This is a genomic window from Candidatus Burkholderia verschuerenii (assembly GCF_001189365.1).
In the GTDB taxonomy this organism is placed as follows: Bacteria; Pseudomonadota; Gammaproteobacteria; order Burkholderiales; family Burkholderiaceae; genus Caballeronia; species Caballeronia verschuerenii.
In genome coordinates, this window is sequence record NZ_LFJJ01000176.1 from 1 (window position 1) to 25,043 (window position 25,043).

The window sequence follows — 25,043 nt, forward strand, 5'->3', positions numbered from 1 at the left end:
TTCTTCATCCATGGCCTGATCGGCGCTTTGTCGTCAAGCACTCAAGGTAGGAGCCCGGTGCCTAAATTGGGCACGCCGGGATCTGTGCGGGGGGTGTTCAGTAATGGACATCCCTACCGCAATCGGCCGAAGGTCAGTTGCTGACCCTTGTACGAGAGTTCGACCCACGCCTGACGGCCGAACAGACGCGTGGTCGTCGTCGCGTTCGCGCCGATGCCCCTCGTCGAATTGCCGAGCGTGCCGTCGTTGACGTTGAAGCCATCTTCCAAGGTGAAGATCGCCTTCAGTCCGCCGCCGAGGTCTTCGACGCCCTTCATGCCCCAGCGCGAGCCGGAAAGATTACCGGATGTCTCGCGCGTCACCCCGCCGCCAGCAGTCGTATTGTTGATATGTTCGATGCCCACGTCGACGATGCCGTAAAGCGTCACGCTGCTTTGCGCGTGCACCGCGCAGGCAAAGCTCATGCACGCGCCGGCGAGTGCCGTGAGCGCGAAAACGGATGGGACGTTGGCAGGGTTGCCGGCCTTCTTGAACGACATGGAGTCTCCAGACTGAGTGGGTTATAGATTTAATTGAGTGATGCGAAAACGCGTGCGCCAAGTGCGTTAAATGCGAAGTTACGTGCGAACCGCGCGTGCTTCGCCGGCGTCCGCGCCCGGATCGCCGAGCCATGCAATGGTTAGCGCGCCGAGCAGCAGAAAGCCCGCGACGGCGAACAACGGAACGGTGAAACCGCCGGAGGTTTGCTTGAGCCAGCCGATCATCGAAGGACCGACGAAGCCGCCGAGATTGCCCACCGACACGATCAGCGCGAGCCCGCCCGCCGCCGCGCGTCCGGTCAGGAAGCTCGACGGAATGGCCCAGTACGTCGCCTGGACTCCGAGGATGCCGCTCACCGTGAAGCACAGCGCGACCAGCTTGAGCGCGGGTGCGTCGAGGAAGGTGCTCGCGGCGAGCGCGACCGCCGCGATGACCAGCGCACCCGCCACATACGGAATGCGATTGACCGCGCGATTGGCGACGCGCGCCCACCAAAGCATCGCGAACGCGCCGACCAGATACGGAATGGCGGTCAGCCAGCCGACCACGGCATGATCGACGCCGAACTGCTTGATCATCTGCGGCATCCACATGCCGACGCCGATCGATCCGACGATGCCGCAGAAGTTGACGAACGCGAGCACGAACACGCGCCAGTTGGTCAGCGCGTCGCGCAGGTTCTTGCCGTGCTTCGCGCCGATATCGCCCTGTTCGAACGCGAGACGGCGTTCCAGCGAACGCTTCTCCTCGGCAGTGAGCCACTTCGCTTTCGCGGGACGATCTGCCAGCAGGAACAGACACGCCACGCCGAGCACGACGGCCGGCACGCCTTCGATCAGCAGCAGCCATTGCCAGCTGCGCAGACCATGCAGGCCGCCCAGTTGCAGCAGCGCGCCCGAGATCGGCGAACCGATCATGTTGGCCACAGGAATGCCGACCAGAAACGCCGCCGTCACCTTCGCGCGCCACTTGCCCGGAAACCAGTGCGTGAAGTAGAGATAGATGCCGGGCGTAAAGCCCGCTTCCGCGAGGCCGAGCAGAAAGCGCGCCGCCGCGAAGCTCTTCGGGCCGACGACGAACGCCGTCAGCATCGAAATGAGACCCCACGTGAACATGATCCGCGCGATCCATACGCGCGCACCGACCTTCTGCATGATGAGATTGCTCGGAATCTCGAACAGAAAATAGCCGATGAAGAACAGCCCTGCGCCGAAGCCGAACTGCTCGGCGGTGAGGCCGAGATCCTTGTTCATCGTCAGCGCGGCGAACCCGACGTTGGTCCGGTCGAGATAGCTCACGACATAGCAGAAGAAAATGAACGGCAGGATGCGGCGGAATGCCTTCGCGAGCGTGCGTTCGCTGGCGGCGTATTCCTCATCGCCGATCTGCACGTCGGGCGGCGCTTGCGCGGCGTCTCCCGAGCGCGCGGCGCTCATGGTTTGCGACATGGTCATGCTGACTCCTCCAACGCACTTCTTCTCCGGTGCGATGTGTTGATATGGAACCGCGCTTCAGCGTGGCTTCGACGCCCGCTTCGGCAGCGGTTCGGCGATGCTCATCTGCGCCTTGAGCACGGTCCCGGACACGGATTCGGTCATATAGAGCGTCTTCATGTCCGCGCCGCCGAAACATAGATTCGTGAGCGATGCGCCTTCCGGGCTGGTCAGGATTTCGACCGGCTCCGCGCGGTGATTCAGCACCCACGCGCGCCCGAGTCCCGGGTTCGCGATAAACAACCGCCCTTCGCAATCGACGGTCAGTCCGTCGGGACCGCTCGGACCGTAGGAAGTAAAGAACTGCCCGACCTTGCTGACCGAGCCATCGGCTTGCAGCGGCACGCGCCACACGCAATTGCCGCGCGTCATGCCGACGAACAGCACGCGCTCGTCGGGCGACAGCACGAGACCGTTCGGGCTCGGGCAATTGCCGAGCAGCATGTCGAGCTTGCCGTCCGGCGCGAGGCGATAGACGCGGCCGGTCGGATCGTGCAGGCCGGTTTGTCCCTGATCGGTGAAGTACAGATTGCCGTTCGAGTCGAAGGTGAGATCGTTCACGCCGCGAAAGCGCTCGCTGTTGCGGCGCTCCAGATACGGCCGCACGTCCCCGCGTTCGATGTCGAGCAGCATCAGCCCGTTGCGATAGTCGGTGATGAGCATGTGCGCGTCGTCGAAACGCTTCATGCCGTTCGGCTCGCCGTCGTACTGCACGACGAGCTCCCACTCGCCCGCAGGCGAAATGCGGAAGATGCGGCCGTGCGGAATGTCTGTCACGAAGAGATGACCGGCGGGATCCCAGACGGGTCCTTCGAGAAACGAATCCGTCGGCAATCCGCCGCGATTCGCGCGCGCCCAGTCCGTCTGGACTTCGGGCTTGCGGAACTTCTCCGGCATGCGCGTGAAGACTTCGGCTGCGCGCACTTCGGGCGAGGTGAGATAGAACATGCTGAACCTTCTGCGTAATTTCAGGCGAGTCAGGCGACGTTGCGGGCGTGCTCGTCGAGCGCCGCGAGCACGTTCGCCGCCGCGCCGCGACCCATGTTCACGTAAGCGGCATCGATGACGCCGCCGATGTGCGGCGTCAGAATCACGTTGGAAATGGGCTGGAAAAGATGCGGGTGGGTCATCGGCTCGACGTCGAAGCTGTCGAGACCGGCCGCGCGAAGCTGGCCGCTCGCCAACGCGTCGGCGAGCGCGGCTTCGTCGATAAGCCCGCCGCGCGCCGTGTTGACGAGAATCGCGCCGCGCTTGCAGCGCGCGAGCGTGTCGCGGTTCAGCATCCGGCGGTTCTCGGCGGTCAGCGGGCAATGCAGCGACATCACATCCGCTTGCGCGTAAATCTCGTCGAGCGGGACGAGCGTCACGCCGTGCGGTGCGTCCTTCGCGTACGGATCGAAGGCGATCACGTTCATGCCGAACGCGACGCCCGCCGCCACGCGACGGCCGATCGCGCCAAGGCCGACCAGGCCCAGCGTGCGGCCTTCGAGTTCCACGGACTTATGTGTGCGTGGACTTGTCCCAGTGGCCGTCGCGCATGCGGGCGTCCAGCTGCGGCACGGACTTGGCGCACGCGAGAATCAGCGCCCACGCGTGCTCGGACACGGCGGCCGCGTTCGCGCCGACCGCCGCGCGCACCGCGATGCCGCGCTCGGCCGCGGCCGCCTGATCGATCACGTCGATGCCGCTGCCGTGCTTCGAGATGACCTGCAGGTTCTCGGCGGCATCCATGATGCGGCTGTTGATCTTGCCGTATCGAACGATGATGGCGACTGGCTTGTGGCGCTCGCACAGCGCGACGATGTCGTCTTCGCTCGGCTGCTTGCCCGCGAACACGATGTCGAAGCGGGTCAGCATGTCGAGCGCTTGCGGCGCGAGATCGGCGGCGGTCACGAGGACCACGGGCTTTTGCAAAGTCGTCGACATTACAGTGCCTCGCCTTCGGCCAGCATGCCAAACGCGCGCAGTTCCTTTTCGTGCCACGACGGACGCAGTTGCTCGCCCTTCAGAATTTCGGCGATGCGGGCGGTTTCCGCATCCAGCTTCTTCTGCGCGAGTTCGACGATGCGCGCGACATCGGCGCGGGGAATCACGACGACGCCGTCCGCATCGCCGACGACCAGATCGCCCGGATTGATCGATGCACCCGCGACGGAAGCCGGCGCGTTCACCACGCCCGCGACGCTCTTGGTCGGGCCGCACGGGTTCAGGCCGGCGGCGAAGACGGGAAAGTCGCCCTTCGCCAGTTCGTGCGAATCGCGCACCGCGCCGTCGATGATGATGCCGGCGCCGCCGCTGACCTTGGCCTGCGTCGCCATGATTTCGCCGATCAGCGCGCACGAGAGATCGTCTTTGCCGTCGACGACGATCACGTCGCCCGGCTTCGCGATCGAGAGCGCCGCGTGGATCGCGAGGTTGTCGCCGGGGCGCACTTCGACCGTGATCGCGGGGCCTGCGACCTTCATCGACGGGGAAAGCGACTGCACGCGTCCGTGCAGCGTGCCGCGACGGCCCGCGACATCCGCGAGGATGGCTGCCTGGAATTTCGCGGCGGCCTGAACCAGTTCAGGCGACACGCGTTCGATGCTGCGATTGATAAGGGAATGACTGGCGGATGCTGCGCTCATGAATCTCACCTCGATTTGTGAGTTATACTATGTACAACTAATGTGTACAAAGTGAAATCACTATAAGACAGCGAACAGGCGAGCGGCCAGTAGCGTTTACACTTTTACGGTGTAAATCGCAGTTTTACTGTGTAAAATAATCCCGGACCGATACGAGGGAAGCGGAAATGGGAAACGAAGGTGTGGCGGCCGTGGAGAAGGCGCTATCGCTGCTGGACTGCTTCAGGCCGGGCGCCGAATCGCAGTCGCTGGCGGCGCTGGCTCAGGTCTCCGGCATGCACAAGACGACCGTGTACCGGCTGATGAACTCGCTCGAGCGAATGGGTTATGTCGTGCGCTTGCAGACGGGAAACTACTCGCTCGGGCATCGCGTGCTGTATCTCGGCAAGCTCTACGAGCAGTCGTTTCATCTTTCGTCGGTGGTCGAGCCGGCGCTGCATGCGCTCGCGGCGCTGACGAAAGAGAGCGCATCCTACTATGTGCACGAAAACGGCGAGCGGCTTTGCCTGTTCAGAGTGGAGCCATCCGAAGGTCTGCGCGAGACCCGGCTGGCGGGCACGTCGCTCCCGCTCGACGATACGGCCATCAGCCAGGTGATTCGCTTCTGGGGAATGGGCGAGCCGATTTACGACGAGCAACCGGCCTTGCCGCTCTTCACCGCGGGCGCGCGCGATGTGCACACCGCCGCTTTCGCGACGCCCATTTTCGGCGCGGGCGACAAGTTCATGGCCGCGTTGTCGCTGTCCGGTCCGGCCTCGCGTCTCAGCGCGGCCCATTCGAGCGGCGCGCTCGATCGCGCACAACTGGACGCGGCGGCCGATCTATCGCGACGGCTGGGCGCAAGCGCGAGTCTCTGCAGCAGGTTTTACGGCGTTTGATCGGACCGCAGCGAATTTTTCAATGGCGCGTTGTTTGTCGAAAGAGACGCGTGACGCACTTCGATGAGGAATCCTGTGATATCGAAACGTTCAAGATCGTCTCTAATGAGCGTGACCCTTGAACATTTTCGACAGCTTAAAGATGCCTGTTGCGACGATCCTTGCAACAATGTCCTCGGTAGTTCGATCAAGGTGCGTACGAACTTACCCCGGTGGAGTAATGATCTTCATGATGACGCTAATAAGCACCACGCCGATCACGACAAGCAAGACGAAGCGCCATGTAGGCATGTCCGATTCTTTGTCGCTCATTCGATGTTTGATTTGAAGTGTTTCAAGGCTTCCTTGATACGCGATCCTAAATCGGATTCTGACGATAAAAGTCGCTTGTGAAAATCAGCGCTTCTTTGTGCTCGTCCGTGAGGTGAGTCCGGTTCGGCATGGAGCTGTAAAGTGCTAGACGCATGTGCCGGTCCAGCGACAGCAAGCCGTTGTAGATGGCCGACGGCAAAGGCGCAATCGAATCGATCGACGCCACGAGAGGCGCGTCTTCGAAAAGTGGACGATAGACCGCCGGCTCCCATGCGTCACTGCTTCCTGTCTTTCGATCGAACGTGAAGCGCACCTGCGTCGAGATCGTTCTCGCCATGATGTGCTCGACGCTCACATCCGTGACCAGACAGACGAGACTCGGCCCTCTGCGTCCTCGCCGGACGTACGCCACTGCGTGAAGTGAGCGTGAAAAATATCGCCCGCTATCAAGCTCTCAAGTGCGGCTTGTCTGTCCATTTCTTCCTTCAGCCATGCCGATTAAAAAATCGCATCTGTCCTATTCCGCCCGGGTAAAAGCAGGACATCCGCTATTGAGATGCACAACGCGCCCGTCCAGCGGTCCGTCGCCGGCGATGCACGCACCGTAGTCGAGCAAGTGGCCGTCTCCATCGAGCCGAACGAACCAGCGGCACGCCGAACATTGCCCGGCCAACGGTTGCCGCGAAGGTCGACCCCATCGGGTCGCCGCACTTTCGGCGGCGTCGAAGCTTGCCCGCTCGGCGTCCGACATCTCGTACTCGCGGCTACCGTCAAAGACCGCGCCTTCGCGGGCATGAAGCCAGTTGCCGCACGCAAGTCTGATATGCCAGTTAGGATCGCCGGCGAGCATCGACATGGTGCGGAGGATCTGGCCGTTGTCGAACGAGACGGTCAACTCGGGTATCGCGCCTTCGACGGTCAGATTCGCGATCTTCGTTGTGCGCAGACCGGCGATTCCGTTTGCGATCTCCGGGCCGGTGTTGGAACTGCCGTATAGAACCTTCCCGCGAGCCTCGACTCGCCAGTCCCATTCCACCGCGATGCATGCCTCGCCTCGCCCATACTGTCGATTGCCGGTGGGCGATACAACCTCGCCGAGTTCCAGAAAAATCGCAGAGCCCGCGCCTTTCCAGGGAAGCGAAACGTCGAGGCCCTGGAGACCGGACGTCAAGTCGAGGAAGCCATCAGTTACGTCGCGTTCTGTTGTCAAAAGTTTGCTCGAAGGTTCGCCAATTGGCTCGGACGGACTGCGACTATCTGCACATCACGCGCGTTTCGAAAAAAATGCTGACGCCGATGGACGATACAGAAAATACAGCAACGTCCCTGCATACAGCAAAACCAGAAGGATAAGACCGAACTGCCCGACAAGCGTCAGGATAGACGCCACCACTAAGGTTGCCGCTACGAGCGTCGCGGCAAACAGCGTCCGTGCGTGCCGGTCGCCCTTCAACATCCACAGCCCGCTGATGATCTGCAATCCGGTATTGACCGCTCCGAACGTGCCGAGGACGGTGCCCACAGCCGGCGGAGTACTCGTCACTGCGGTTTGAAGCAGTTGGAGGACGCCGGTGACCACGGAGAACCACGCGATGATGCTGACGGAAAGGGGACGGACTTTATGCATAGGGCGACGCGCTCAAACGGATCCAGGCTGTCGGACTAACGGCACGTCAGACGGATACTTGAGCGTCAACCGTTTCCGCGCTCCCGGCGCGATCGCGCGCGCTCAATCCGAACACTTTTTGATGAGCCGCCGAAGTTCGTTCTCAGCCTGACTGCCCTTGAGCGAAGCGTGCCATAGCGTGCTCGTCAGGTGGTCGTGCTTGTCGAGCGCTTCGGGATCTTCCGTGATGGTACCCACGCCGTAGCGCAGATTCGTCGGCTGGCCGATCCGGAACGGACTGTTCACGAGATAACGCCGCCCTTCCGCGTGGATGATCTGATAGCCCGACGTCGGCAAGGGCTGCGTCGTCAGGCCGATCTGCACGTGCATCGGCGGCGACGCGATCAGGTCGGCCATATGACCGATTTCGCGCGCGGCCTCACGTCTGAGTTCGGCGCGCTCCGCGTACGGCTTGTCGGCCGTCACCGCGAGCCCGTTCGCCAGATACCGTTCGATGCGGCTCAACGGCACGATATTGACCATCGCCGGTTGCCGGAACCGGAAGATCGCCTTGCGCCGCTCCAGAACCTGCAATAGCCGCTTGCCTTCGGCGGGCGTGAGCGGATCGATATCCTGCGGATCGTGCAGGCTGCGCGCAAGCGACCGGTCATAGCCCGCGGAACTCAGCACGTAAATCAGCGGGCCGAACACGACCGACACGCGGTCCGCCTTCTCCTCCAGACTCGCGACGCGTTCGAAAAACCGGAATCCATCGGACAGATATTCAGCGCCGAGCCCGAGCAGCGTGCTCGGCGACATGCCGTACACGCGCGCGAATTTCTCGAGCGTCTCCAGCTTGACGATGTTGCCCGACTCGTACCGATGCAGCAGCGCTCTCGATACGCCGATCGCCTCGGCCACCTCGTCGGCGGTCATTTTCATTTGCTGGCGATGCCATTTCAGGCGTTCCCCAATCGCGCGGAAGCTCTCCATCGGACGACTCGTGTTGTGCGGATCTGTGACTCAAAAAAGTTACATTGGCCATAAATATGCGTCAAATCATAAAAATGAGCGTTGGCCCGCCGGTTTTGCCGCCCGATACTCGGTCCATCCAACCAGGAGAAGTTCATGCCCATCATCCGACTCGACGGCGCCCGCGTTCATTACACCGATAGCGGTGGCGAAGGCCGCCCGGTCATCTTTCTGCACGGTGGTTTCGGCAGCTCGTCCGAACTCTGGCAACGCACGATCGACGCGCTGCCGCCCGGATATCGCGGTCTCGCCATCGACAACTTCCTGCGCTCCGACGCGCCGCCCGACGGCTTCACGATCGAAGCGCTGGCGCGCCGCGTCGCGGCCTTCATCGACCGGCTCGAACTGCCGACGCCGATCGTCGTCGGCCATTCGATGGGCGGCGTCGTCACGCAAATGACGGCGGTTCGCTATCAGGAAAAGCTCGGCGGCATCGTGCTGGTCTGCACGGGCCCGTCGATGACCAATCACGCGCTCGGCCGCGCGCTGCTCGCGCAACTGGAGAACGACGGCATCGACACGATGCGCGACATCAGCGCGCACTGGTTCCGCGACCTGCCGCAACCGTTCTTCGACGGCTATGTGGAGCGCGCCAAGGCCGCGCCGCTGACGGCGATGATCGATATCCAGTCGTCGTTGATCGAAACCGATATGCGTCCGCATCTGCCGAGCGTCAATCTGCCCGCGCTGGTGGTCTGGGGCGCGCACGATTCCGGCCGCACGATGGAGCACGCGCAGCGCCTGCTCGACGGCCTGTCGAAGAGCACGCTCGCCGCCATGCACGACAGCGGCCATTCGCCGATGCTCGAAACCCCCGCCGCGTTCGATGAAGCCTTCCACGCCTTCCTGAAGTCCATTCCGGAGTTCGCACGATGAGTCTCGCCGTTACGTTCAAGCGCCGTCTTGGCGCAGCCTTGTTGTCGATCGCCGGCGCGATGGCGGTCATGAGCCACGCATCGCACGCGCAGGCCGACACGCTCGACACCGTGAAGAAGACCGGCGTGATCCGCGTCGCGGTACCGCAGGATTACGCGCCGTTCGGCTCGGTCGGCAGCGATATGGAACTGCACGGCTACGACGTCGAAGTGGCGAAGCTGACCGCCGCCGCGCTGCATGTGAAGCTGCAAATCGTGCCCGTGACGATGGCCAACAAGATTCCGTTTCTCGTCACGAACAAGGTCGATCTCGTGCTGAATCTCGGCAAGAATCCGCAGCGCGCCGAAGTGATCGATTTCACTTCGCCCTACGCGCCGTACTACACGGCGGTGTTCGGCCCGCAAGCCGATGCGTTGCCGGATGTCGCGGCGTTGAAGGGCAAGAAGATCGGCGTGGTCACCGGTTCGCAGGAAGACCTCTTCATCACGAAGAACGCGCCGGCCGGCACGCTGTTCTCGCGCTATCAGGACAACAGTTCGGCGGTCGCGGCGTTCCTCTCTGGGCAGACGGAATATCTCGCGACGGGCAACATCGTCGGCGCGAAACTGCTGGCCGACAATCCGCGGAAGCATTTCGCGCAGAAGCTGCTGCTGATCGATTCGCCGGTCTGTGCCGCTGTGCGCAAGGGCGACGGCCCGATGCTGGAAGCCGTCAACACCATCATCGCGGCACAAAAGTCGAGCGGCCAGCTCGACGCGCTGTCGCGCCAGTGGCTCAAGCAACCGCTCGACGCCAAGCCCTGATGCTCATTCATTGCCTCAGCCGCGCAATCGCGATGAGGCAATGAACCGCCCTTCTGCCGCGTCCGGCTCCGGATAGCTCTAGATCATGTCCTATCAATTCGATTTCGGCGCCATCGCGCCGTATCTGCCCCTGCTCGCCCAGGGCGTGGCGATGACGCTCGCGATCAGCGTCGCGGGCGGCCTCGGCGGATTCGCGCTGAGCATCGCCGGCGCGTGGATCCACGCGGAAGGCAAGCCGGCGGCGCGCGCTCTCGTACGCATGTATGTCGAAATTTTTCGGAACACGCCGTTCCTGATTCAGCTGTTCTTTATTTTCTTCGGACTGCCGCAATTGCACATCAAACTCGATGCGACCGACGCCGCGCTGCTCGCCGTGATGGTCAACTTCGGCGCATACGGCACGGAGATTCTGCGCGGCGCGATCGCGGCGACGGCGCGCGGTCAGCACGAAGCGGCGGCGAGTCTCGCGATGACGCGCCTGCAGACTTTCCGCCATGTGTTGCTGCGGCCCGCGTTGCAGAAGGTGTGGCCCGCGCTGACGAGCCAGTTCATCATCATGATGCTCACGACATCGGTCTGCTCGCAGATCGCGCTCATGGAGATTTCGCACGCGGCGGACTTCATTCAGGGGCGCACCTTCCGCTCCTTCGAAACCTATGCGGCGACGACGCTAACCTATCTGCTGCTCGCCATCGTCCTGCGCTACGCATTGCGCGCGCTCGGACACCGTTACGTGACGGCTCGCGCGATGCCGCGCCGTGCCGGCCTCGCGTCGAGCCGCATGAGCGGCGCGAGCCGCGCAACCCGCCCTGCGAGGTAAGCCGCATGGACTTCTCCTTATGGGACATCCTGCGCGCGCTGCTCGCCTCGTTGCGCTGGACCGTTGCGCTTTCCGGCGTGGCCTTCGTCTGCGGCGGCGCGCTCGCCCTTGCGATCATGTGGCTGCGTCTCGCGCCGACTCGTGTGGCGCGCGGCGCGGCGATGGGCTTCATCGAACTGTTTCAGGGCACGCCGCTGCTGATGCAACTGTTCATCGTGTTCTTCGGCATCGCGCTGTTCGGCTTCGACGTGCCCGCGTGGCTCGCAGCCGGTGCGGCGGTATTGCTGTGCGGCGTTCCTCGCCGAAATCTGGCGCGGCTGCATCGAGGCGGTGCCGCGCGGTCAGTGGGAATCGTCGGCGTCGCTTGCAATGACGCGCGCCCAGCAATATCGCTACATCGTGTTGCCGCAGGCCTGCCGTCTAGCGATCTCGCCGACCGTCGGGTTCTGCGTACAGATCGTCAAGAACACTTCCGTCACCTCGATCATCGGCTTCGTCGAACTGACCAAGGCGGGCACGATGATCAGCAATACGACCTTCAGACCGCTCGAGACCTTCGGACTCGTCGCGCTGCTGTATTTCCTACTTTGCTGGTCTCTTTCGGCGCTGAGCCGCCATCTGGAGAACCATTTCAATGCCCCTTATCGCAATTGACCGGGTCACCAAGCGCTTCGGCGGAAACGAAGTGCTCAAGGGCATCGACCTGAACATCGGCACGGGCGAAGTCATTTCGCTGATCGGCAAGAGCGGCTCGGGCAAGAGCACGCTTCTGCGTTGCATCAACGGGCTGGAGAGCATCGACGGCGGCAGTATCGACGTGGCCGGCACGCGAATGTCCGACGACGCAAGCGCGCTCAAACGGCTCAGACTCGAAGTCGGCATGATCTTTCAGCAGTTCAACCTGTTCCCGCATCTGACGATCGGACGCAATGTGATGCTCGCGCCGATGATCGTGCTCGGCATGAAGCCCGCCGAAGCGCGCAGGCAAGCCGGTTTCCAGCTCGAACGCGTGGGTCTCAGCGACAAGTTCGATGCCTATCCCGATCAGTTGTCGGGCGGCCAGCAGCAGCGCGTGGCGATTGCGCGCGCGCTGTGCATGTCGCCCAAGGCCTTGCTGTGCGACGAGATCACGTCCGCGCTCGATCCGGAACTCGTGCAGGAAGTGCTCGCCGTGATGAAGCAACTCGCGGCGGGCGGCATGACGCTCGTGATGGTCACGCACGAGATGCGCTTCGCGCGCGAGGTCTGCGATCGCGTCGTGTTCCTGCATCAGGGGCGCATTCACGAAAGCGGCGCGCCCGATGTGCTGTTCAAAAATCCGCGCACCGACGAACTGCGCCAGTTTCTCGCGGCCGCGCATGATGCATGAGTCCGCTCGCATGAACGCATCCGCTCATTACGCGCAGATCGCGCAACATCTGTTCGACACGGTGCGCGCGGCCACGGCGGGACGTCTCGGCGTCACGCGCGAATCCTACGGCGCGGGCGAAAGCCGCGCGCTCCGCGTGCTGACCGATTTCGCCGATGAACAAGGTTTCGCGTCGCGCACTGATCGCGCGGGCAACGTCACGTTCTCGTTGCCCGACGATCCGCGCGCACGACCGATCCTGTGCGGATCGCATATGGACTCCGTGCCCGAAGGCGGCAACTTCGACGGCCTCGCGGGCGTCGTCGCGGGCCTGCTGTGTCTCATGCGGCAACGCGACGAAGGACGGCGCGGCGCGCATCCGCTTCATGTGCTCGCGTTGCGCGGCGAAGAAAGCGCGTGGTTCGGGAAGGCCTATATCGGATCGAGCGCGCTCTTCGGGCGTTTGCCGCGCGCGACGCTGGACGCGCGGCATCGCTCGAACGGGGCCACGCTCGCCGCGTGCATGCGCGAAGTCGGCACCGATGTCGACGCCATCGCGGCGGGCGAGATCCTGCTCGCATCGGACGATGTCGCGGGTTACATCGAACTGCATATCGAACAGGGCGCGCTGCTCGACGATGCCCGGCGCGCCGTCGCCATCGTGCCGTCGATTCGCGGCAATGTGCGCTACCGGAACGTGCGCTGCATCGGCCAGCCGGGTCATTCGGGCGCGGTGCCGCGCGAGCATCGTCACGATGCGGTGTTCGCCGCGGCCCACGTCGTCAGCGCGCTCGACGCGTACTGGAAAACCGTGCTCGCCGATGGCGCGGACCTCGTGATGACCTGCGGCGTGTTCGGCACGCGCGCGGAAGAGCACGCGATCTCGCGCATTCCCGGCGAAGTCGATTTCAGCTTCGAGGCGCGCAGCGCGGACCGGCATGTGCTGACGCGCGTGCTCGACGCGTTCGAGCACACGCTCGCGGAGACTGCTGCATCGCAATGGCGTGCGCTTCGAAACCGGCGCGCTGTTGCAGACCGCACCCGCCACGATGGACGCAGGCTGGATCGCGCTGCTCGAAGACAAAGCGCGCGCGCTGAATCTGCCCGCGCAGCACGTGCCGAGCGGCGCGGGTCACGACGCCGCGATGTTCGCCGAAGGCGGCATCCGCAGCGCGATGATCTTCGTGCGCAATCAGAACGGTTCGCACAATCCAGACGAGGCCATGCGCCTCGCCGATTTCATGGACGGGGTCGAGCTGCTGTACGCGGGCATCGACGCCTTCGTCTGATCAGTCGCGACGCGCGACGCCTTACTTGTGGAGAAGCAATGATGAATCTTGAACTGGCAGCGGCATCGCTTTCGAGACGCGGCCTGGGCCTGGCCGATATCAGGGAGTTCGCGCTCCAGTGCCGCGACGGCGCCCGTCAGCCGGGCGGCGACGCGGCCGCGCTGATCCTGCTGGCCGAAAAAGCCTCGGCGTTTTTCGAGCGGCATGAAGGCATCGCGATGACGAACGATTCGCTGCACGGCTTCGTCGATGCGCTCGCCGCCGATGCGGTCAAACTTCGCCTGGCCAGCGCGAACAACGACTCGGCTTTGATCGATGCGTTGAATGCGTTCGCATCGGGCTTTGCCAAGGATCTGGTGGCTTGATTAACGCGGTTGTGCGTGTGCGGGTTCGTTGGCTTTTTAGAGTCGGCGAACCGCGATCGCTGTTTGGAATTCGCTTGGTGTCGCACGCATCCTATTGGCGCGCAACAGCGTGCGGAGCATGAATGGTTGGCGGCTACGATCGTGCGCACTGGCACGTCCGTGCACCTGGCGGCTATGACTCTGCTCGATCACTCCTTGTAGTCCTTGCGCTGCGCCTTATCCGCATCGCTTGCGCCGGACTGCTCATGTTTCTTGATAAGACGTTGTTCCTCTGTGCGCTTCAAGGTGGCCGGGTCGGTGCCCGCTTGTCCCGCCGCGCCGCCGCCGACATAACCGGCCGACTTACCGCTTATTCCGCCCCACGTTGGGGGCGTGGCAGGCGGTGCGCCCGATGGTTGAGCGTGCGCGAACAACGGTCCGCATAGGCAAATGCACGCGAAGACCCGCTTCGGGCCGATTCCAAAAAGGCGATTCATTGCAGTTTCCGCGTGAGCATCCTCAGGTCGATGTGACTACCTTGCTGCAATCGTCACTCGACGACCCCTAGAAAGCCGGTTTCAATAACCACTTTGATTCGACGAGCCGGTGCCAGATTGCGTGCCGTGCGATTTCATCTGCGTGCTCGACCTTCCCGACGACGGTCCCTGATTGGTGCCATTTCCCATGCCACTTCTTACCGGCGCGCCTGCTCCGGTTGATCCGTCGTTCGCGCCGCCCATACCGGCGGTGCCCGTACCCTTGCTCATCGCCGCCGATCCGTTACCGCCCGCTCCGGCCGGTCCGCCAGCACCCGCGCCTTCTCCACCCGCGCCGCCGCTCGCCTGGGCGCATACACACCAGCGGACAGACCGAGCATGAGAGCAGAGACCATTAGCTTCTTCTTCGTTGCATTCATTGCGCTTCTCCATAGTTGGCGAAATTAGCTTTACGCACATACAGCGGTCGTGCTGCACGTTCAATAACTTCATGCGCAAACGCCATGCCGAACTTTGTGGGGGCTTTGTCCACGGACCTGCCAGCTATCCCCGTACCCGACACTCATGTTCGCGAGCATGGCGATTGCTCACGCAGCGTCATCGCCAGGCGGAGACGGTCATGGATCTCGCAGACGAAACACATCACCTGCAACAGGTCGACGCCCACATAGCGGTGCTCGACAAACGCATTCGTCGGCAGGCAATCGAGTTGAAGCGATTTTCCGAGGCAAGTGAGGAAACGCTGCTGGGGCTAAAGCGTCTGGTTGTCCTGAAGGAATACCGGCACGCTCAAATTGAAGATCGGAACATGACGATCCGTCGCATCGAATTGATGTCGCGAGATGCTCGTGTCAGCCTGGCCTCAAGTTTGCTCCGACGGATTCATAAGCCATCGGGAGGCGGGTGATGAAGCAAACGGAAACTCACGTAACGATCAACCGCGAAGATCCGCGGTCACTCGACGCACAAGGATTATTCGACGAAGTGAGCGCCATGCTCGCGATATTCGCCGGCAATGCCGCATCTACGCCCTTTCTTCTCGAAGAAATGTATTCAGCTCGTTCCACTCTGCTGGTCGCGCGGAACAGGAAGCAGGTTCCGATCGGATGTGGCGGCTTTACGCGCTTCGACTATGGTATAGCGGAACTCAAACGCTTGTACTCGCGGACGCCCGGCATGGGCATCGCCCGCTCGATTTTGCAGAAGCTCGAAGCGGATGCACTCGAAAAGGGATATCACACGATCGTGGTCGAAGTATCCGCGATGAATCGGCGCGCATTGCGATTCTTCGAGCACAATCAATTTGTTCCGACCGAACGCTGCGGACCGAGTAGTGTGCAAGCCGGTCGTTGCTGTTTCGAAAAAAGCCTGAACGCGATCGCGTAGACGCGCTAGCTAAAAACTTCTACACGCCGAAGTTGTCGGGCATTGAAGTCGCCATCCGCCATCGTGCAAACAGGATCACTGCTTGGATGGTCCTGACCGCTCATTCGGCGCTACCGGCTTAGTGCCACGCTGTCCGCTTGCAGTCCGGCGCGAATCACGTCCACCAGCCTTTCGATGTCGCCAACCGTGTTAAACATCGCCAACGACACGCGGATGCCGCCACGCTCCGGCGAGACGCGCACGCCTTTGTGCTCGAAGAACGCGGCCCATTTTTCGACCGGAAGTGCCAGCGTATAAATGTGATTGCGCCCGCTACGCGCCCGCGGACCCACCACGCTTACGCCCAGCGTATCGAGATGTTCGAGCAGCAGATCGCCGAGCGACTGCACGTGCCTCTGGATCGCCGCCACGCTGATGCTCTGGATAAGCCGGATCGCGGCGGAAAGCGCGTGCACGTCGGGCAGATTGACGTTGCCGAATTCAAAGCGCAGCGCGTCCTTGCGCACGGCCATGTCGTCGGGGCGCGCAACATAGTCCGACGGCGGATTGGCCATGCTCGACATCGCGAGGTAGGCCGGCTGCAGTTCGTCGAGACCATCGGCGATATACAGCACGCCGAGGCCTTGCGGCACCAGCAAGCCTTTGTGAGTACCGGCCGCCAGCACCGAAATATTCAGCGCCTTCACATCGAGCGGAATCACGCCGACCGACTGCATCGCATCGACGATCAGATAGATGCCGCGCTCCTTGCACAGCGTGCCGATGCTCGTCAGGTCGTGCACCTGCCCCGCATGGAACGTGACGTGCGAAAGCGATATGACTTTCGTGCGCGCATCGACATACGGCTCGAAGGTCTTCGCCGTGGCGACCTCGTCGTCCCGCACCGGCGCAAATCGCACGTCGATGCCGTTGCGTTTGAGATTCAGCTACGCATAGGCGTTGTTGGGATGGTCTCCTTCGATCAGCACGACGTTGTCTCCGGCCTTCAGCGGCACCGCGTTCGCCGCGATGTTGAGCCCCTCCGACGTGTTCTTGACGAACGCGATCTCCGAAGGCGAGGCATTGAAGAACGCCGCCACGCTCGCCCGCGTTTCCTCGACACGACGAAGCCAGACGGGTTTCGGGCCGGCCATTTCCAGTCCTTCGGAAAAAAAAGCGACGAGCGCATCTCGCACGCTCTGCGCGAGCGGAGTCTGGTGCGCCGAATCGAAATACAACTGATGGCGCGTGACAGGAAACTGTTCGCGAACAGCGGCAAGCTTGTCGGTCGGAATCATCTGTGATGTCTCAGGCGTTCTTCGAAATACACGCGAGCGAAAGATTCATCGGCTTTCGCATGCCGAATCCTTGAGCATTAGACGATCGTCGACAGCCGATGTCAAATTAATTCCGATTATTGGTAACAATTAGTTCCTTTTATCGGAATATATCTTCGCAAATGATAGACTGATGGCATTAGCTTCAGGGGCATGACGCCGATCGAGTATCCTAGGCATCCGCTTGCCGCGAAAAGAACGCCACAACCGAGACCACTCAGCCCACATGCGCAAGGAAGAACCCGTCGTCGCCGAATCGTCCGAACCGGAAGTGTCCCCGACCGAGCGCGCGTTTCATATCATCGAAATGGCCGCGCAGGCGGGCCGCGTGACGACCGCCGACATTACCGCGGCGCTCGGCATCCCGAAGACCACCGCGCATCGCCTCGTCAGCAATCTTGAAGAATTCGGCTTTTTAGAACACGGCGTCGACCGCGGCCGTTATCAGGTCGGCCCTCGCCTGCTCGAGCTCGCGACGAACATTCTCGCGGCATCGACCTTGCATGGACAGATTCACGCGCTGCTTCTGGAACTGTCGCGGCGCACGGAGGAAACCGTGAGCCTCGGCGTCATGCGCGGCTCCGAGGTCGTGTATATCGACAGCGCGATCGGTCACTCGCCGTTGACGCTCAATTTCCAGAAGGGGCATCGCGCGCCCGCGCATTGCACGTCCAGCGGACGCGTGTTTCTCGCGAACATGGAGAAGAAGCAGATCGAGGCCTATCTGCTGAGCGGTCCGTGGGAGCCGATCACGCCCTACACCATCGTCGATCCCGAGCGGCTGCGGCTCGAAATCGAGCTCGCGCGCAAGAAAGGCTTTGCGACCAACGATTCCGAATTCGCGATCGGCGTGGTCGGCGCGGCCGTGCCCATTGCGGGCCCGCACGGGCGCATCATCGCGTGCCTGAGCATCTCCGCGCCGAGAGCACGCAAATCGCTCGAGCAAATCACGCTGCTGGTGCCGACCTTGCAAGCGGCGGCACTGCGCATCACGAAAATGCTCGGCGTGATCGACGGCGACAATGCAGCGGAAGACGAACCCGCCGAACCCGCGATCAAGCCCGCACGCCGCAAACGCTCCTGATTATCCGCCCGTCACGCGGCCGATCTCCGCGCCAGCGGTGATAAAGCGGATCGCGCGCCGCATGTAGAACACGCCCTTCGTACCGCTTCTGAGCGTGACGGTGCCTCCGGTGATCGGATCGACGATATCGCAGATCGCATCGCCGATTTCCACTACATCGCCGATTCGCGCCCGATACACCACAATCCCGCTGCTCGCCGCGTAGAAGTGCTCGCTCGCGGCTTGCGGCGTGGCCGGATGCAGCAATGCGTCCGGCGTAGACGGCGTGTCGCGTATCGCGCCGCGCTCGACGAGATAAGCGATGATCGCTTGCGCCTGTTGCCGCGCGGACTCGTATGACACGTCGCGCTCGCCCGCGCATTCGATAATGGCTGTCACCGCGCCCTCGCCGATCGGATAACGGTCGCCGACATGCGCGCGTACGTCGGCCCAAGCGAGACGTACCCAGTCGATGAACAAGCCCAAGTCTGCGCCGACGAACAGCATTTGAGCCCTGGACCGCAAATGACGCGCGAGCGATTCGACGCGCGGCCACGCCTCGACGTCCGTGTAGAGGTGGACGACGGCTTCCAGCGAGCAATGAATGTCGAGCACGATGTCGGCGTCGCACGACATCTTCAGCAGCGTCGAACGCAATGAATCGAATTCGGTCGCGGGCGGCGATGCATCGAGCAAAGCGCGCATCGCATCCTTGATCGCACGCCTGTTCGACACGACGTCATCGCGCAACCGGCCTTCCAGACGCGCGCAAACGTCCTTCGGGCGTGCGACGCCACGATTGAAATTCGCCGCGCTGTTCAGATCGAAACATCCGAAGAACTGGCCGAGCACATGCTGACTCAGGCCGATCGGATTCGCGACCGGCACGAGCGTGATCGTCGCGGCCAGCTTGCCAGCGTCTTCGAGCGATTGAAGCAAGTCGCGCAGCACATGCGCCGTGAGCATGGCGGGCGTTTCGTCGGCATGCAGCGATGCCTGCAGATAAACCTTCATGTCCGCGCCCTGCGGCCCGTATGTCAGGCGCACGACTTCACGCTGCGTACCGATCGTCGACGGCAGCAACGGTATGCGTTCGTGTAACACGTTTCGTCTCCTTTGCCGGCGTAAGCACATTCTAGTTCCAATACCGCGATATTATCCCGTTTTAAGGTTATATTTAGTTCCATTTAACGGAACATCGTTGACATCGAATTTGGCTTGCGATCAAATGCGCCATACCGGACACGCGATGCTCGCGCGCCCACTTTTCAACGCAGAACTGGCAGCGGGACCTGGTGCATGAGTTTCTTTCTCGACGGATACGGCGCGCTCGTGATTGACGGCGCGCTGCAAACAGTGCAACTGGCGATCTGCTCGCTGGCGCTGGCTTTTGCGATCGGTTTGCTCGGGGCGTCCGCCAAACTGTTCGGCAGCCGCTGGATCGCCAGAGTCGCGCAGTGCTACACGACGATCGTGCGCGGCGCGCCGGACCTCGTGTTAATGCTGCTGCTCTACTTCAGCATCCAGATTCTGCTGAACGGCATCACCGAGCGTCTGCACTGGTCGCAAATCGATATCAAGCCCTTTGCCGCAGGTGTGATCGTGCTGGGTCTGATCCACGGCGCGTACTTCACCGAGACCTTCCGGGGCGCGTTTCTCGCGATTCCACGCGGACAACTCGAGTCGGGGACGTCGCTCGGCATGTCGTTCGGTCATGTCCTCGCGCACATCCTGTTTCCGCAGATGATGCGCTTCGCGCTGCCCGCGATCGGCAATAACTGGCAGGTGATCGTCAAGTCCACCGCGCTCGTCTCGGTCATCGGGCTGTCTGACGTCGTCAAGGCCGCACAGGACGCCGGCAAGACCACGACGCACTATTTCTTTTTTATCGGCGTGGCGGCTCTCGTCTACTTGCTGATCACGACGATTTCCAATCTCGTGCTGCGTTACCTCGGAAAACGCTATGACATCGGCGTGCGCAAGGTGACCCTATGATCGACGTATTCCGCGAATACTGGCGCAACTACCTTTACACCGATGGCTATCAATACACGGGGCTCGTCATCACGGTCTGGCTGCTGATCTTCTCCGTCGTGATCGGTTCTCTGCTGGCCGTACCGATGGCCGTTGCACGCAGTTCGGATAACCGCATCGTGTCACGCACAGTCTGGCTCTATACCTATCTGTTTCGCGGCACGCCGCTGTTCGTGCAGTTGCTGCTTTGCTATACGGGCGTGTTCAGCCTCGAAGTGATCCGCAATCACGCGCTCACGAATGCGTTCTTTCGCGATGGCATGCACTGCTCGCTGCTCGTCTTCGTATTGAACACGTGTGCCTACACGACCGAGATTTTCGCGGGCGCGATCAAGGCGACGCCTGCGGGAGAAATAGAAGCCGGCCTTGCCGCGGGCATGTCGAAGCTTCAGCTTTATTTGCACGTCATTCTTCCGTCGGCATTGCGGCGATCGCTTCCGAGTTACAGCAACGAAGTCATTCTGGTCTTCCATTCGACGTCGGTTGCGTTCGCCGCAACCGTGCCGGATCTGCTCAAGGTCGCGCGCGATGTGAATTCCGCCACTTACCAATCCTTTGCTGCATTTGGCATCGCCTTCCTGCTTTATTCGGGCATCACGTTCTCGCTGGTCTGGCTGTTTCGACAGGCAGAAAACCGTTGGCTCGCTTACCTGAAACCGCAAAATGACTAACGTTGCTTCGACCGATCAGTCGCACGCCACGGCCAAGCTCGTGGTCGACGACCTCCACAAAAGCTTTGGTGCGCATGAAGTACTCAAGGACGTGTCGCTCAGCGCTCGCGCCGGCGATGTCATCAGCATTCTCGGCTCGTCGGGTTCGGGCAAGAGCACGCTGCTGCGCTGCATGAACATGCTCGAACATCCGTCGGCAGGCCGGATTTTTGTCGATCAGGCGGAAATCCGCATGAAGCAGGACAAGACCGGCACGTTGAGACCGGTCGATAAACATCAGTTGCGCCGAATCCGCTCGAAGCTCGCGATGGTATTTCAGCATTTCAATCTCTGGCCGCATATGACGGTGCTCGACAACGTCATGCACGCGCCGATTCACGTACTCGGACTCAGCAAGCGGGAGGCGAAGAATACGGCCGGGCCAACCTCGACAAAGTGGGTTTGGGTGCCGACATCGCCCGGCGTTATCCCGCGCATCTTTCGGGCGGACAGCAACAGCGCGTGGCGATTGCCCGCGCCCTGACGATGAATCCGGACGTGTTGCTGTTCGACGAACCGACATCCGCGCTCGACCCCGAACTCGTCTCCGAAGTACTGAAAGTGATGCAGAAGCTCGCAGCGGAAGGACGGACGATGATCGTGGTGACGCATGAAATGAACTTCGCCCGCAATGTCTCCAGCGAAGTCATTTTCCTGCACGAAGGACGTATAGAAGAACAAGGCAAACCCACCGATCTCTTCGCCAACTCCGCGAGCAGCCGGTTGCGGCGGTTCCTGTCGGCAGCCTGAGCATTTTTATCATCATCGGATCATCAGCCGCAGACTTTCAACCATGAAAAAACTCATTTCGACCCTGCTCTTTTGCGCGGCGGCCTTTGCTTCGTCATCTGGCAACGCGCAGGATTGGTCCACGCTGCGGTACGGTATCGATCCGTCGCATCCGCCGTTTTCCTCGCGCAACGCGAGTGGCAAGCTGGTCGGATTCGATATCGATCTCGGCACGGAAATCTGCAAACGGATCCACGCCAAATGCGAGTGGGTGCAGAACGACTTCGACGGCATGATTCCGGCGCTTCAGGCCAAGAAGTTCGATGCCATTCTGGCGTCGATGTCGATCACGGACAAGCGCAAGCAGGTGATCGATTTCACATCGAGGTTGTATAAGACGCCGAACAAGCTGATCGTGCGCAAGGATGCGAATCTGGAGCCGATCGCCGAATCCTTGAAAGGAAAGTCGATCGGCGTTCAGCAAGGGACGGTGCCTGAATCGTATGCGAAGGAACATTGGGCGCCCGCCGGGGCGCGCGTGGTCTCTTATCCGAACTTCGACCAGGTGTTCGCGGACCTCGCCGCAGGCCGTCTCGATAGCTGCTTTACGGATGCAGCCGTTGGCGAATACGGCTTTCTGCGCACACCGCAAGGCGCCGACTTCAAGTTCAGCGGCGGCAACGTGTATGCGAGCAACGGCGCGGGCATCGGCATCAGAAAATCCGATACCGATCTGAAGGAAAAAATCGACAAGGCGCTTGCGGAGATGCTGGCGGACGGCACCTATAAGCAGCTCGCCGCGAAGTATTTTCAGTTCGATCCTTACGGCAGTTGATTCTGGCAGCAGGCCATCGGATCGAACGAACGCGCGTCGACATACCGCACTTTGGCAGTGCTTCGCGTATTCAAGAAAGACTTATTGAAAACCACGAAATCTTTCCTATGCTGATTGAGCGCCGCGGCAGCCCGCCTCGCGCTCATCTTCCGGAGAGACCATGCATCACGTCGCATCGCGTCACGCCGTCTTAACCAAGCAGGCGCGCATGGCGCTGTCGATCAGCGCAGCGTTATGTGTTTGGTGTTCCGAAGCGTCGGCTTCCGGTCCTTTGCCGGGCGGCGGAAAATTCGTGGCGGGCACCGGCAGCATCGCGATCGGCGCGAATCAGGTGAACATCACGCAAAGCTCCGCGCGCGGCATCATCGACTGGAACAGCTTCTCCATCGGACAAGGCAACACGGTCAACGTCGACAACGGTTCAGGCGCAACGCTTTCGCGTGTCACGGGTTCGGGCAAGTCGATGATCGACGGCAGCCTCAAGTCGACCGGAAGTTTTTATCTCGTCAATCCGCAGGGCGTGGTGATCGGCAAGAATGGCGTGGTGACGACGGGCGGCCGCTTCGTCGCGTCGGCACTCGATACCGGTAACGATGCCTTCATGGCCGGCGGCGATCTCTCTTTCTCTGGAACCGGCACAGGTACGGTCGTCAACCTCGGCAAGATCAGTTCGACCGGCGGCGACGTGTTCCTAATCTCGCGCACGCTCGTGGAGAACGATGGCTCGATCGGCGCGCCGAAGGGTTCGGCCGAACTCGCGGCAGGCGATACGGTGCTAATCCACGACTCCTCCGCCGCGCCGCAAACCTACGTGCAGGCCGCGAGCCACGGCGACGCCGTCAACAAAGGTAGTATCGCGGCGGCGCAAATCGCATTGCAGGCGGCGGACGGCAACGTCTTCGCGCTGGCCGGCCACGATAACGCGCTGCGTGCGACAGGCACCGCCACACGCGACGGCCATGTGTGGCTCGTCGCGCCGAAGGGCACAGCGCACGTCCACACCAGCGTCTTCGCGAAGAACGCCGACGGCAGCGGCGGCACGGTGGACACGGCCGGCAGCGCGCTTCATCTCGACGATGCCGATATCCACGCCGCGCAATGGAATCTAAGCGCGCCGCTATTCAACATCGGGCCGAGCACGGCCGCCACCTTGCTCAAGCAGTTGAATCAGGGCACCTCCATCGCACTCGATGCGACGCTCGGCGACATCGTGCTCGAACAGACGATGCGCTGGTCCGGCGATGCATCGCTCAGCGCCAATGCCTACCTCTCCGTCACGGTCGGCCCGATGGCCACACTCGGCAACGCGGGCACCGGCAATCTCACCTTGCGCGCCGACGCGAGCGGCGTCGACAACGGCGGCAGCGTGACCAACCGCGGCACCATCGACTGGTCGAAGAGCACCGGCGCCGTGGCGGCCCTGTACGATATGACCGGCAAATGGACGCCCGGCACCATCCGCTCGAATGCGGCGTGGAGCGCCGCGCCCTTCAGCGGACTCAAGACGCAAGTCACCGCGTACCGGCTCGTAAACTCCTTCGACAATCTCTCGAAGGTGCAGAATGACATGGGCGGCAACTACGCGCTCGGCAGGGACATCGACGGCACCGATCTCGGCGTGGTCTCCGACGTTCTCGGCCAGTCGTCGCGCACGGCTTTTACCGGGCAGTTCGATGGCCAAGGCCATACCATCACGTGCCTGCTGCTCGGCGATGGCTCCGGCGACGACGCCTACGTCGGCATGTTCTGGACCATCGGCGCATCGGGCGTCGTCCGCAATCTCAACCTGACGAACACCGTCGCGATGAGCTACAACTCGTACGTCGGTTCCGTGGCGGGCATCAACGACGGGCTCATCTCGAACGTCCACAACACCGGCAACGTCTGGAGCTACGTGAACTACATGGGCGGCGGCGGAATCGCCGGCATTAACAACGGCACCATTCAGCGCGCATCGGACAGCGGGTCGATCGGCGGCATCGGCGGCATTGCCGGAAGCAATACGGGCACCATCGTCCAGTCGTGGTTTTCCGGCGACGCGAGCGGCGGATCGCACGCGCATCCGGGCGGCATCGCCGGAACCAACAGCGGCCTGATCAAGCAGTCGTACGCGACCGGATCGGCCGGCGCCACGTTCGGCTCGGGTGGTCTGGCGAACGACAATAGCGGCACGATCGAGGAGTCCTTCTCGACCGTTTCGGTATCGACGGACTCCCGACGAGTCCCGCCGGGTCGCTTGCGCAGAACAACACGGGCACCATCAATAACAATGTCTTCTGGAACGTGCAGACCAGCGGTTACTCGGGTGTCGGATCCGGCAAGGCGGTGCCGAATGCGCAAGGACTGACGACCGAACAAATGAGCACGGCGTCCAGCTTCGGGCCGAGCTGGAACTTCGGCGCCGACGGCGTCTGGGTCATGCCGGCCGGCGGCACACATCCGATCCTGCGCTGGCAAACGGAGCAATGAGCGCACGGGCGAGCGGGTCGAGGCCACGCGAAGCGG

Annotated in this window: 24 protein-coding genes and 5 pseudogenes; 15 read left to right on the plus strand and 14 right to left on the minus strand. The window is 62.0% G+C overall.

Annotated features, from left to right (window positions below; translation table 11 throughout):
- Window positions 1–122 precede the first annotated feature (122 nt).
- The 5 genes and pseudogenes from BVER_RS22975 to BVER_RS22995 all read right to left on the minus strand — a co-directional run.
- Window positions 123–539: pseudogene (locus BVER_RS22975) on the minus strand (porin); the annotation flags it as partial.
- Between the two features lie 78 nt (window positions 540–617).
- Window positions 618–1,994, minus strand: a complete 1,377-nt coding sequence (locus tag BVER_RS22980; RefSeq protein WP_050455251.1) for an MFS transporter — start codon at window positions 1,992–1,994, stop codon at window positions 618–620.
- Between the two features lie 57 nt (window positions 1,995–2,051).
- The gene (locus BVER_RS22985) at window positions 2,052–2,981 is read right to left on the minus strand and encodes an SMP-30/gluconolactonase/LRE family protein (protein WP_050455252.1); all 930 of its coding nucleotides are present in this window, start codon (window positions 2,979–2,981) and stop codon (window positions 2,052–2,054) included.
- Window positions 2,982–3,010: 29 nt separating this feature from the next.
- Window positions 3,011–3,959 (minus strand): annotated as a pseudogene (locus BVER_RS22990) (NAD(P)-dependent oxidoreductase).
- Complete coding sequence (locus BVER_RS22995) at window positions 3,959–4,660, minus strand: RraA family protein (protein WP_050455253.1); 702 nt, start codon at window positions 4,658–4,660, stop codon at window positions 3,959–3,961. The pseudogene BVER_RS22990 and the gene BVER_RS22995 overlap by 1 nt, the downstream one beginning before the upstream one ends.
- A gap of 167 nt (window positions 4,661–4,827) precedes the next feature.
- Between BVER_RS22995 and BVER_RS23000 the strand changes: the two genes are divergently transcribed.
- A complete protein-coding gene (locus BVER_RS23000) occupies window positions 4,828–5,538 on the plus strand; it encodes an IclR family transcriptional regulator (protein ID WP_050455254.1) in 711 nt (236 codons plus the stop codon).
- A 358-nt stretch (window positions 5,539–5,896) separates the two neighbouring features.
- Here BVER_RS23000 and BVER_RS23005 read toward each other — a convergent pair whose 3' ends face one another.
- The 4 genes from BVER_RS23005 to BVER_RS23020 form a co-directional block, all read right to left on the minus strand.
- A complete protein-coding gene (locus BVER_RS23005) occupies window positions 5,897–6,205 on the minus strand; it encodes a hypothetical protein (protein ID WP_157056176.1) in 309 nt (102 codons plus the stop codon).
- 162 nt (window positions 6,206–6,367) lie between these two features.
- Window positions 6,368–7,060, minus strand: a complete 693-nt coding sequence (locus BVER_RS23010) for a DUF3027 domain-containing protein (RefSeq protein ID WP_157056177.1) — start codon at window positions 7,058–7,060, stop codon at window positions 6,368–6,370.
- Window positions 7,061–7,114: 54 nt separating this feature from the next.
- Entirely contained in the window at window positions 7,115–7,477 is a 363-nt protein-coding gene (locus tag BVER_RS23015) for a hypothetical protein (protein ID WP_050455257.1), read from the minus strand.
- Window positions 7,478–7,579: 102 nt separating this feature from the next.
- Window positions 7,580–8,449, minus strand: a complete 870-nt coding sequence (locus BVER_RS23020; RefSeq protein WP_050455258.1) for a helix-turn-helix domain-containing protein — start codon at window positions 8,447–8,449, stop codon at window positions 7,580–7,582.
- A gap of 135 nt (window positions 8,450–8,584) precedes the next feature.
- On the opposite strand from BVER_RS23020, the gene BVER_RS23025 reads away from it, so the two are divergent.
- The 6 genes and pseudogenes from BVER_RS23025 to BVER_RS36555 all read left to right on the plus strand — a co-directional run bounded on the left by BVER_RS23025 (window position 8,585) and on the right by BVER_RS36555 (window position 13,989).
- Window positions 8,585–9,364: an alpha/beta fold hydrolase gene (locus BVER_RS23025; RefSeq protein ID WP_050455259.1), complete on the plus strand. Its 780-nt coding sequence runs from the start codon at window positions 8,585–8,587 to the stop codon at window positions 9,362–9,364.
- Window positions 9,361–10,167: a transporter substrate-binding domain-containing protein gene (locus tag BVER_RS23030; RefSeq protein WP_083452308.1), complete on the plus strand. Its 807-nt coding sequence runs from the start codon at window positions 9,361–9,363 to the stop codon at window positions 10,165–10,167. The genes BVER_RS23025 and BVER_RS23030 overlap by 4 nt, the downstream gene beginning before the upstream one ends.
- Window positions 10,168–10,252: 85 nt before the next feature.
- Window positions 10,253–10,987 (plus strand): amino acid ABC transporter permease, encoded by a 735-nt coding sequence (locus BVER_RS23035; protein WP_083452309.1) that lies wholly within the window; start codon window positions 10,253–10,255, stop codon window positions 10,985–10,987.
- Window positions 10,988–10,992: 5 nt separating this feature from the next.
- Window positions 10,993–11,641 (plus strand): annotated as a pseudogene (locus tag BVER_RS23040) (amino acid ABC transporter permease).
- Entirely contained in the window at window positions 11,622–12,356 is a 735-nt protein-coding gene (locus BVER_RS23045; protein WP_050455260.1) for an amino acid ABC transporter ATP-binding protein, read from the plus strand. The pseudogene BVER_RS23040 and the gene BVER_RS23045 overlap by 20 nt, the downstream one beginning before the upstream one ends.
- Before the next feature lie 10 nt (window positions 12,357–12,366).
- On the plus strand, window positions 12,367–13,989 hold the full coding sequence (locus BVER_RS36555; protein ID WP_440588105.1) for a M20/M25/M40 family metallo-hydrolase: 1,623 nt from the start codon (window positions 12,367–12,369) through the stop codon (window positions 13,987–13,989).
- A gap of 188 nt (window positions 13,990–14,177) precedes the next feature.
- Here the strand turns inward: BVER_RS36555 and BVER_RS23060 are convergent, their stop codons facing one another.
- The 3 genes from BVER_RS23060 to BVER_RS34430 all read right to left on the minus strand — a co-directional run bounded on the left by BVER_RS23060 (window position 14,178) and on the right by BVER_RS34430 (window position 14,884).
- Window positions 14,178–14,465: a hypothetical protein gene (locus tag BVER_RS23060; RefSeq protein ID WP_050455262.1), complete on the minus strand. Its 288-nt coding sequence runs from the start codon at window positions 14,463–14,465 to the stop codon at window positions 14,178–14,180.
- Between the two features lie 81 nt (window positions 14,466–14,546).
- The gene (locus BVER_RS34425; protein WP_157056179.1) at window positions 14,547–14,735 is read right to left on the minus strand and encodes a hypothetical protein; all 189 of its coding nucleotides are present in this window, start codon (window positions 14,733–14,735) and stop codon (window positions 14,547–14,549) included.
- Window positions 14,732–14,884 (minus strand): hypothetical protein, encoded by a 153-nt coding sequence (locus BVER_RS34430; RefSeq protein ID WP_157056180.1) that lies wholly within the window; start codon window positions 14,882–14,884, stop codon window positions 14,732–14,734. Before BVER_RS34430 ends, BVER_RS34425 begins: the two co-directional genes overlap by 4 nt.
- A 200-nt stretch (window positions 14,885–15,084) precedes the next feature.
- On the opposite strand from BVER_RS34430, the gene BVER_RS23065 reads away from it, so the two are divergent.
- Together BVER_RS23065 and BVER_RS23070 are read left to right on the plus strand one after the other, a co-directional pair.
- Window positions 15,085–15,372: a hypothetical protein gene (locus tag BVER_RS23065; protein ID WP_157056181.1), complete on the plus strand. Its 288-nt coding sequence runs from the start codon at window positions 15,085–15,087 to the stop codon at window positions 15,370–15,372.
- Entirely contained in the window at window positions 15,372–15,851 is a 480-nt protein-coding gene (locus BVER_RS23070; RefSeq protein WP_050455264.1) for a GNAT family N-acetyltransferase, read from the plus strand. The genes BVER_RS23065 and BVER_RS23070 overlap by 1 nt, the downstream gene beginning before the upstream one ends.
- Before the next feature lie 110 nt (window positions 15,852–15,961).
- Here the strand turns inward: BVER_RS23070 and BVER_RS23075 are convergent.
- A pseudogene (locus BVER_RS23075) lies at window positions 15,962–17,128 on the minus strand (aminotransferase class V-fold PLP-dependent enzyme).
- A gap of 265 nt (window positions 17,129–17,393) precedes the next feature.
- Between BVER_RS23075 and BVER_RS23080 the strand changes: the two are divergent.
- Window positions 17,394–18,251 (plus strand): IclR family transcriptional regulator, encoded by an 858-nt coding sequence (locus BVER_RS23080; protein ID WP_050455265.1) that lies wholly within the window; start codon window positions 17,394–17,396, stop codon window positions 18,249–18,251.
- On the opposite strand, the gene BVER_RS23085 is transcribed toward BVER_RS23080, so the two are convergent.
- Entirely contained in the window at window positions 18,252–19,334 is a 1,083-nt protein-coding gene (locus tag BVER_RS23085; protein WP_157056182.1) for a M14 family metallopeptidase, read from the minus strand. It abuts the gene before it with no gap.
- Window positions 19,335–19,529: 195 nt separating this feature from the next.
- On the opposite strand from BVER_RS23085, the gene BVER_RS23090 reads away from it, so the two are divergent.
- From BVER_RS23090 to BVER_RS23110, 5 genes and pseudogenes are all read left to right on the plus strand, one after another.
- Window positions 19,530–20,225: an ABC transporter permease gene (locus BVER_RS23090; RefSeq protein WP_050455267.1), complete on the plus strand. Its 696-nt coding sequence runs from the start codon at window positions 19,530–19,532 to the stop codon at window positions 20,223–20,225.
- Window positions 20,222–20,935 (plus strand): ABC transporter permease, encoded by a 714-nt coding sequence (locus BVER_RS23095; protein ID WP_050455268.1) that lies wholly within the window; start codon window positions 20,222–20,224, stop codon window positions 20,933–20,935. Before BVER_RS23090 ends, BVER_RS23095 begins: the two co-directional genes overlap by 4 nt.
- Window positions 20,928–21,724, plus strand: a pseudogene (locus tag BVER_RS23100) (ABC transporter ATP-binding protein). The gene BVER_RS23095 and the pseudogene BVER_RS23100 overlap by 8 nt, the downstream one beginning before the upstream one ends.
- Before the next feature lie 43 nt (window positions 21,725–21,767).
- Entirely contained in the window at window positions 21,768–22,538 is a 771-nt protein-coding gene (locus BVER_RS23105) for an ABC transporter substrate-binding protein (RefSeq protein ID WP_050455269.1), read from the plus strand.
- Window positions 22,539–22,698: 160 nt separating this feature from the next.
- Window positions 22,699–24,885 carry a two-partner secretion domain-containing protein gene (locus BVER_RS23110; RefSeq protein WP_050455270.1) on the plus strand — a complete coding sequence of 729 codons (2,187 nt, stop codon included), beginning with the start codon at window positions 22,699–22,701 and terminating at the stop codon, window positions 24,883–24,885.
- Window positions 24,886–25,043 lie beyond the last annotated feature (158 nt).

What these genes read in the sequence shown, in the direction of transcription:
- BVER_RS22980 (WP_050455251.1), bottom strand. Translation starts at nt 1,994, where the DNA reads ATGACCATGTCGCAAACCATGAGCGCCGCGCGCTCGGGAGACGCCGCG.
- BVER_RS22985 (WP_050455252.1), bottom strand. Translation starts at nt 2,981, where the DNA reads ATGTTCTATCTCACCTCGCCCGAAGTGCGCGCAGCCGAAGTCTTCACG.
- BVER_RS22995 (WP_050455253.1), bottom strand. Translation starts at nt 4,660, where the DNA reads ATGAGCGCAGCATCCGCCAGTCATTCCCTTATCAATCGCAGCATCGAA.
- BVER_RS23000 (WP_050455254.1), top strand. Translation starts at nt 4,828, where the DNA reads ATGGGAAACGAAGGTGTGGCGGCCGTGGAGAAGGCGCTATCGCTGCTG.
- BVER_RS23015 (WP_050455257.1), bottom strand. Translation starts at nt 7,477, where the DNA reads ATGCATAAAGTCCGTCCCCTTTCCGTCAGCATCATCGCGTGGTTCTCC.
- BVER_RS23020 (WP_050455258.1), bottom strand. Translation starts at nt 8,449, where the DNA reads ATGGAGAGCTTCCGCGCGATTGGGGAACGCCTGAAATGGCATCGCCAG.
- BVER_RS23025 (WP_050455259.1), top strand. Translation starts at nt 8,585, where the DNA reads ATGCCCATCATCCGACTCGACGGCGCCCGCGTTCATTACACCGATAGC.
- BVER_RS23030 (WP_083452308.1), top strand. Translation starts at nt 9,361, where the DNA reads ATGAGTCTCGCCGTTACGTTCAAGCGCCGTCTTGGCGCAGCCTTGTTG.
- BVER_RS23035 (WP_083452309.1), top strand. Translation starts at nt 10,253, where the DNA reads ATGTCCTATCAATTCGATTTCGGCGCCATCGCGCCGTATCTGCCCCTG.
- BVER_RS23045 (WP_050455260.1), top strand. Translation starts at nt 11,622, where the DNA reads ATGCCCCTTATCGCAATTGACCGGGTCACCAAGCGCTTCGGCGGAAAC.
- BVER_RS36555 (WP_440588105.1), top strand. Translation starts at nt 12,367, where the DNA reads ATGAACGCATCCGCTCATTACGCGCAGATCGCGCAACATCTGTTCGAC.
- BVER_RS23060 (WP_050455262.1), bottom strand. Translation starts at nt 14,465, where the DNA reads ATGAATCGCCTTTTTGGAATCGGCCCGAAGCGGGTCTTCGCGTGCATT.
- BVER_RS34425 (WP_157056179.1), bottom strand. Translation starts at nt 14,735, where the DNA reads ATGAGCAAGGGTACGGGCACCGCCGGTATGGGCGGCGCGAACGACGGA.
- BVER_RS34430 (WP_157056180.1), bottom strand. Translation starts at nt 14,884, where the DNA reads ATGAATGCAACGAAGAAGAAGCTAATGGTCTCTGCTCTCATGCTCGGT.
- BVER_RS23065 (WP_157056181.1), top strand. Translation starts at nt 15,085, where the DNA reads ATGGATCTCGCAGACGAAACACATCACCTGCAACAGGTCGACGCCCAC.
- BVER_RS23070 (WP_050455264.1), top strand. Translation starts at nt 15,372, where the DNA reads ATGAAGCAAACGGAAACTCACGTAACGATCAACCGCGAAGATCCGCGG.
- BVER_RS23080 (WP_050455265.1), top strand. Translation starts at nt 17,394, where the DNA reads ATGCGCAAGGAAGAACCCGTCGTCGCCGAATCGTCCGAACCGGAAGTG.
- BVER_RS23090 (WP_050455267.1), top strand. Translation starts at nt 19,530, where the DNA reads ATGAGTTTCTTTCTCGACGGATACGGCGCGCTCGTGATTGACGGCGCG.
- BVER_RS23095 (WP_050455268.1), top strand. Translation starts at nt 20,222, where the DNA reads ATGATCGACGTATTCCGCGAATACTGGCGCAACTACCTTTACACCGAT.
- BVER_RS23105 (WP_050455269.1), top strand. Translation starts at nt 21,768, where the DNA reads ATGAAAAAACTCATTTCGACCCTGCTCTTTTGCGCGGCGGCCTTTGCT.
- BVER_RS23110 (WP_050455270.1), top strand. Translation starts at nt 22,699, where the DNA reads ATGCATCACGTCGCATCGCGTCACGCCGTCTTAACCAAGCAGGCGCGC.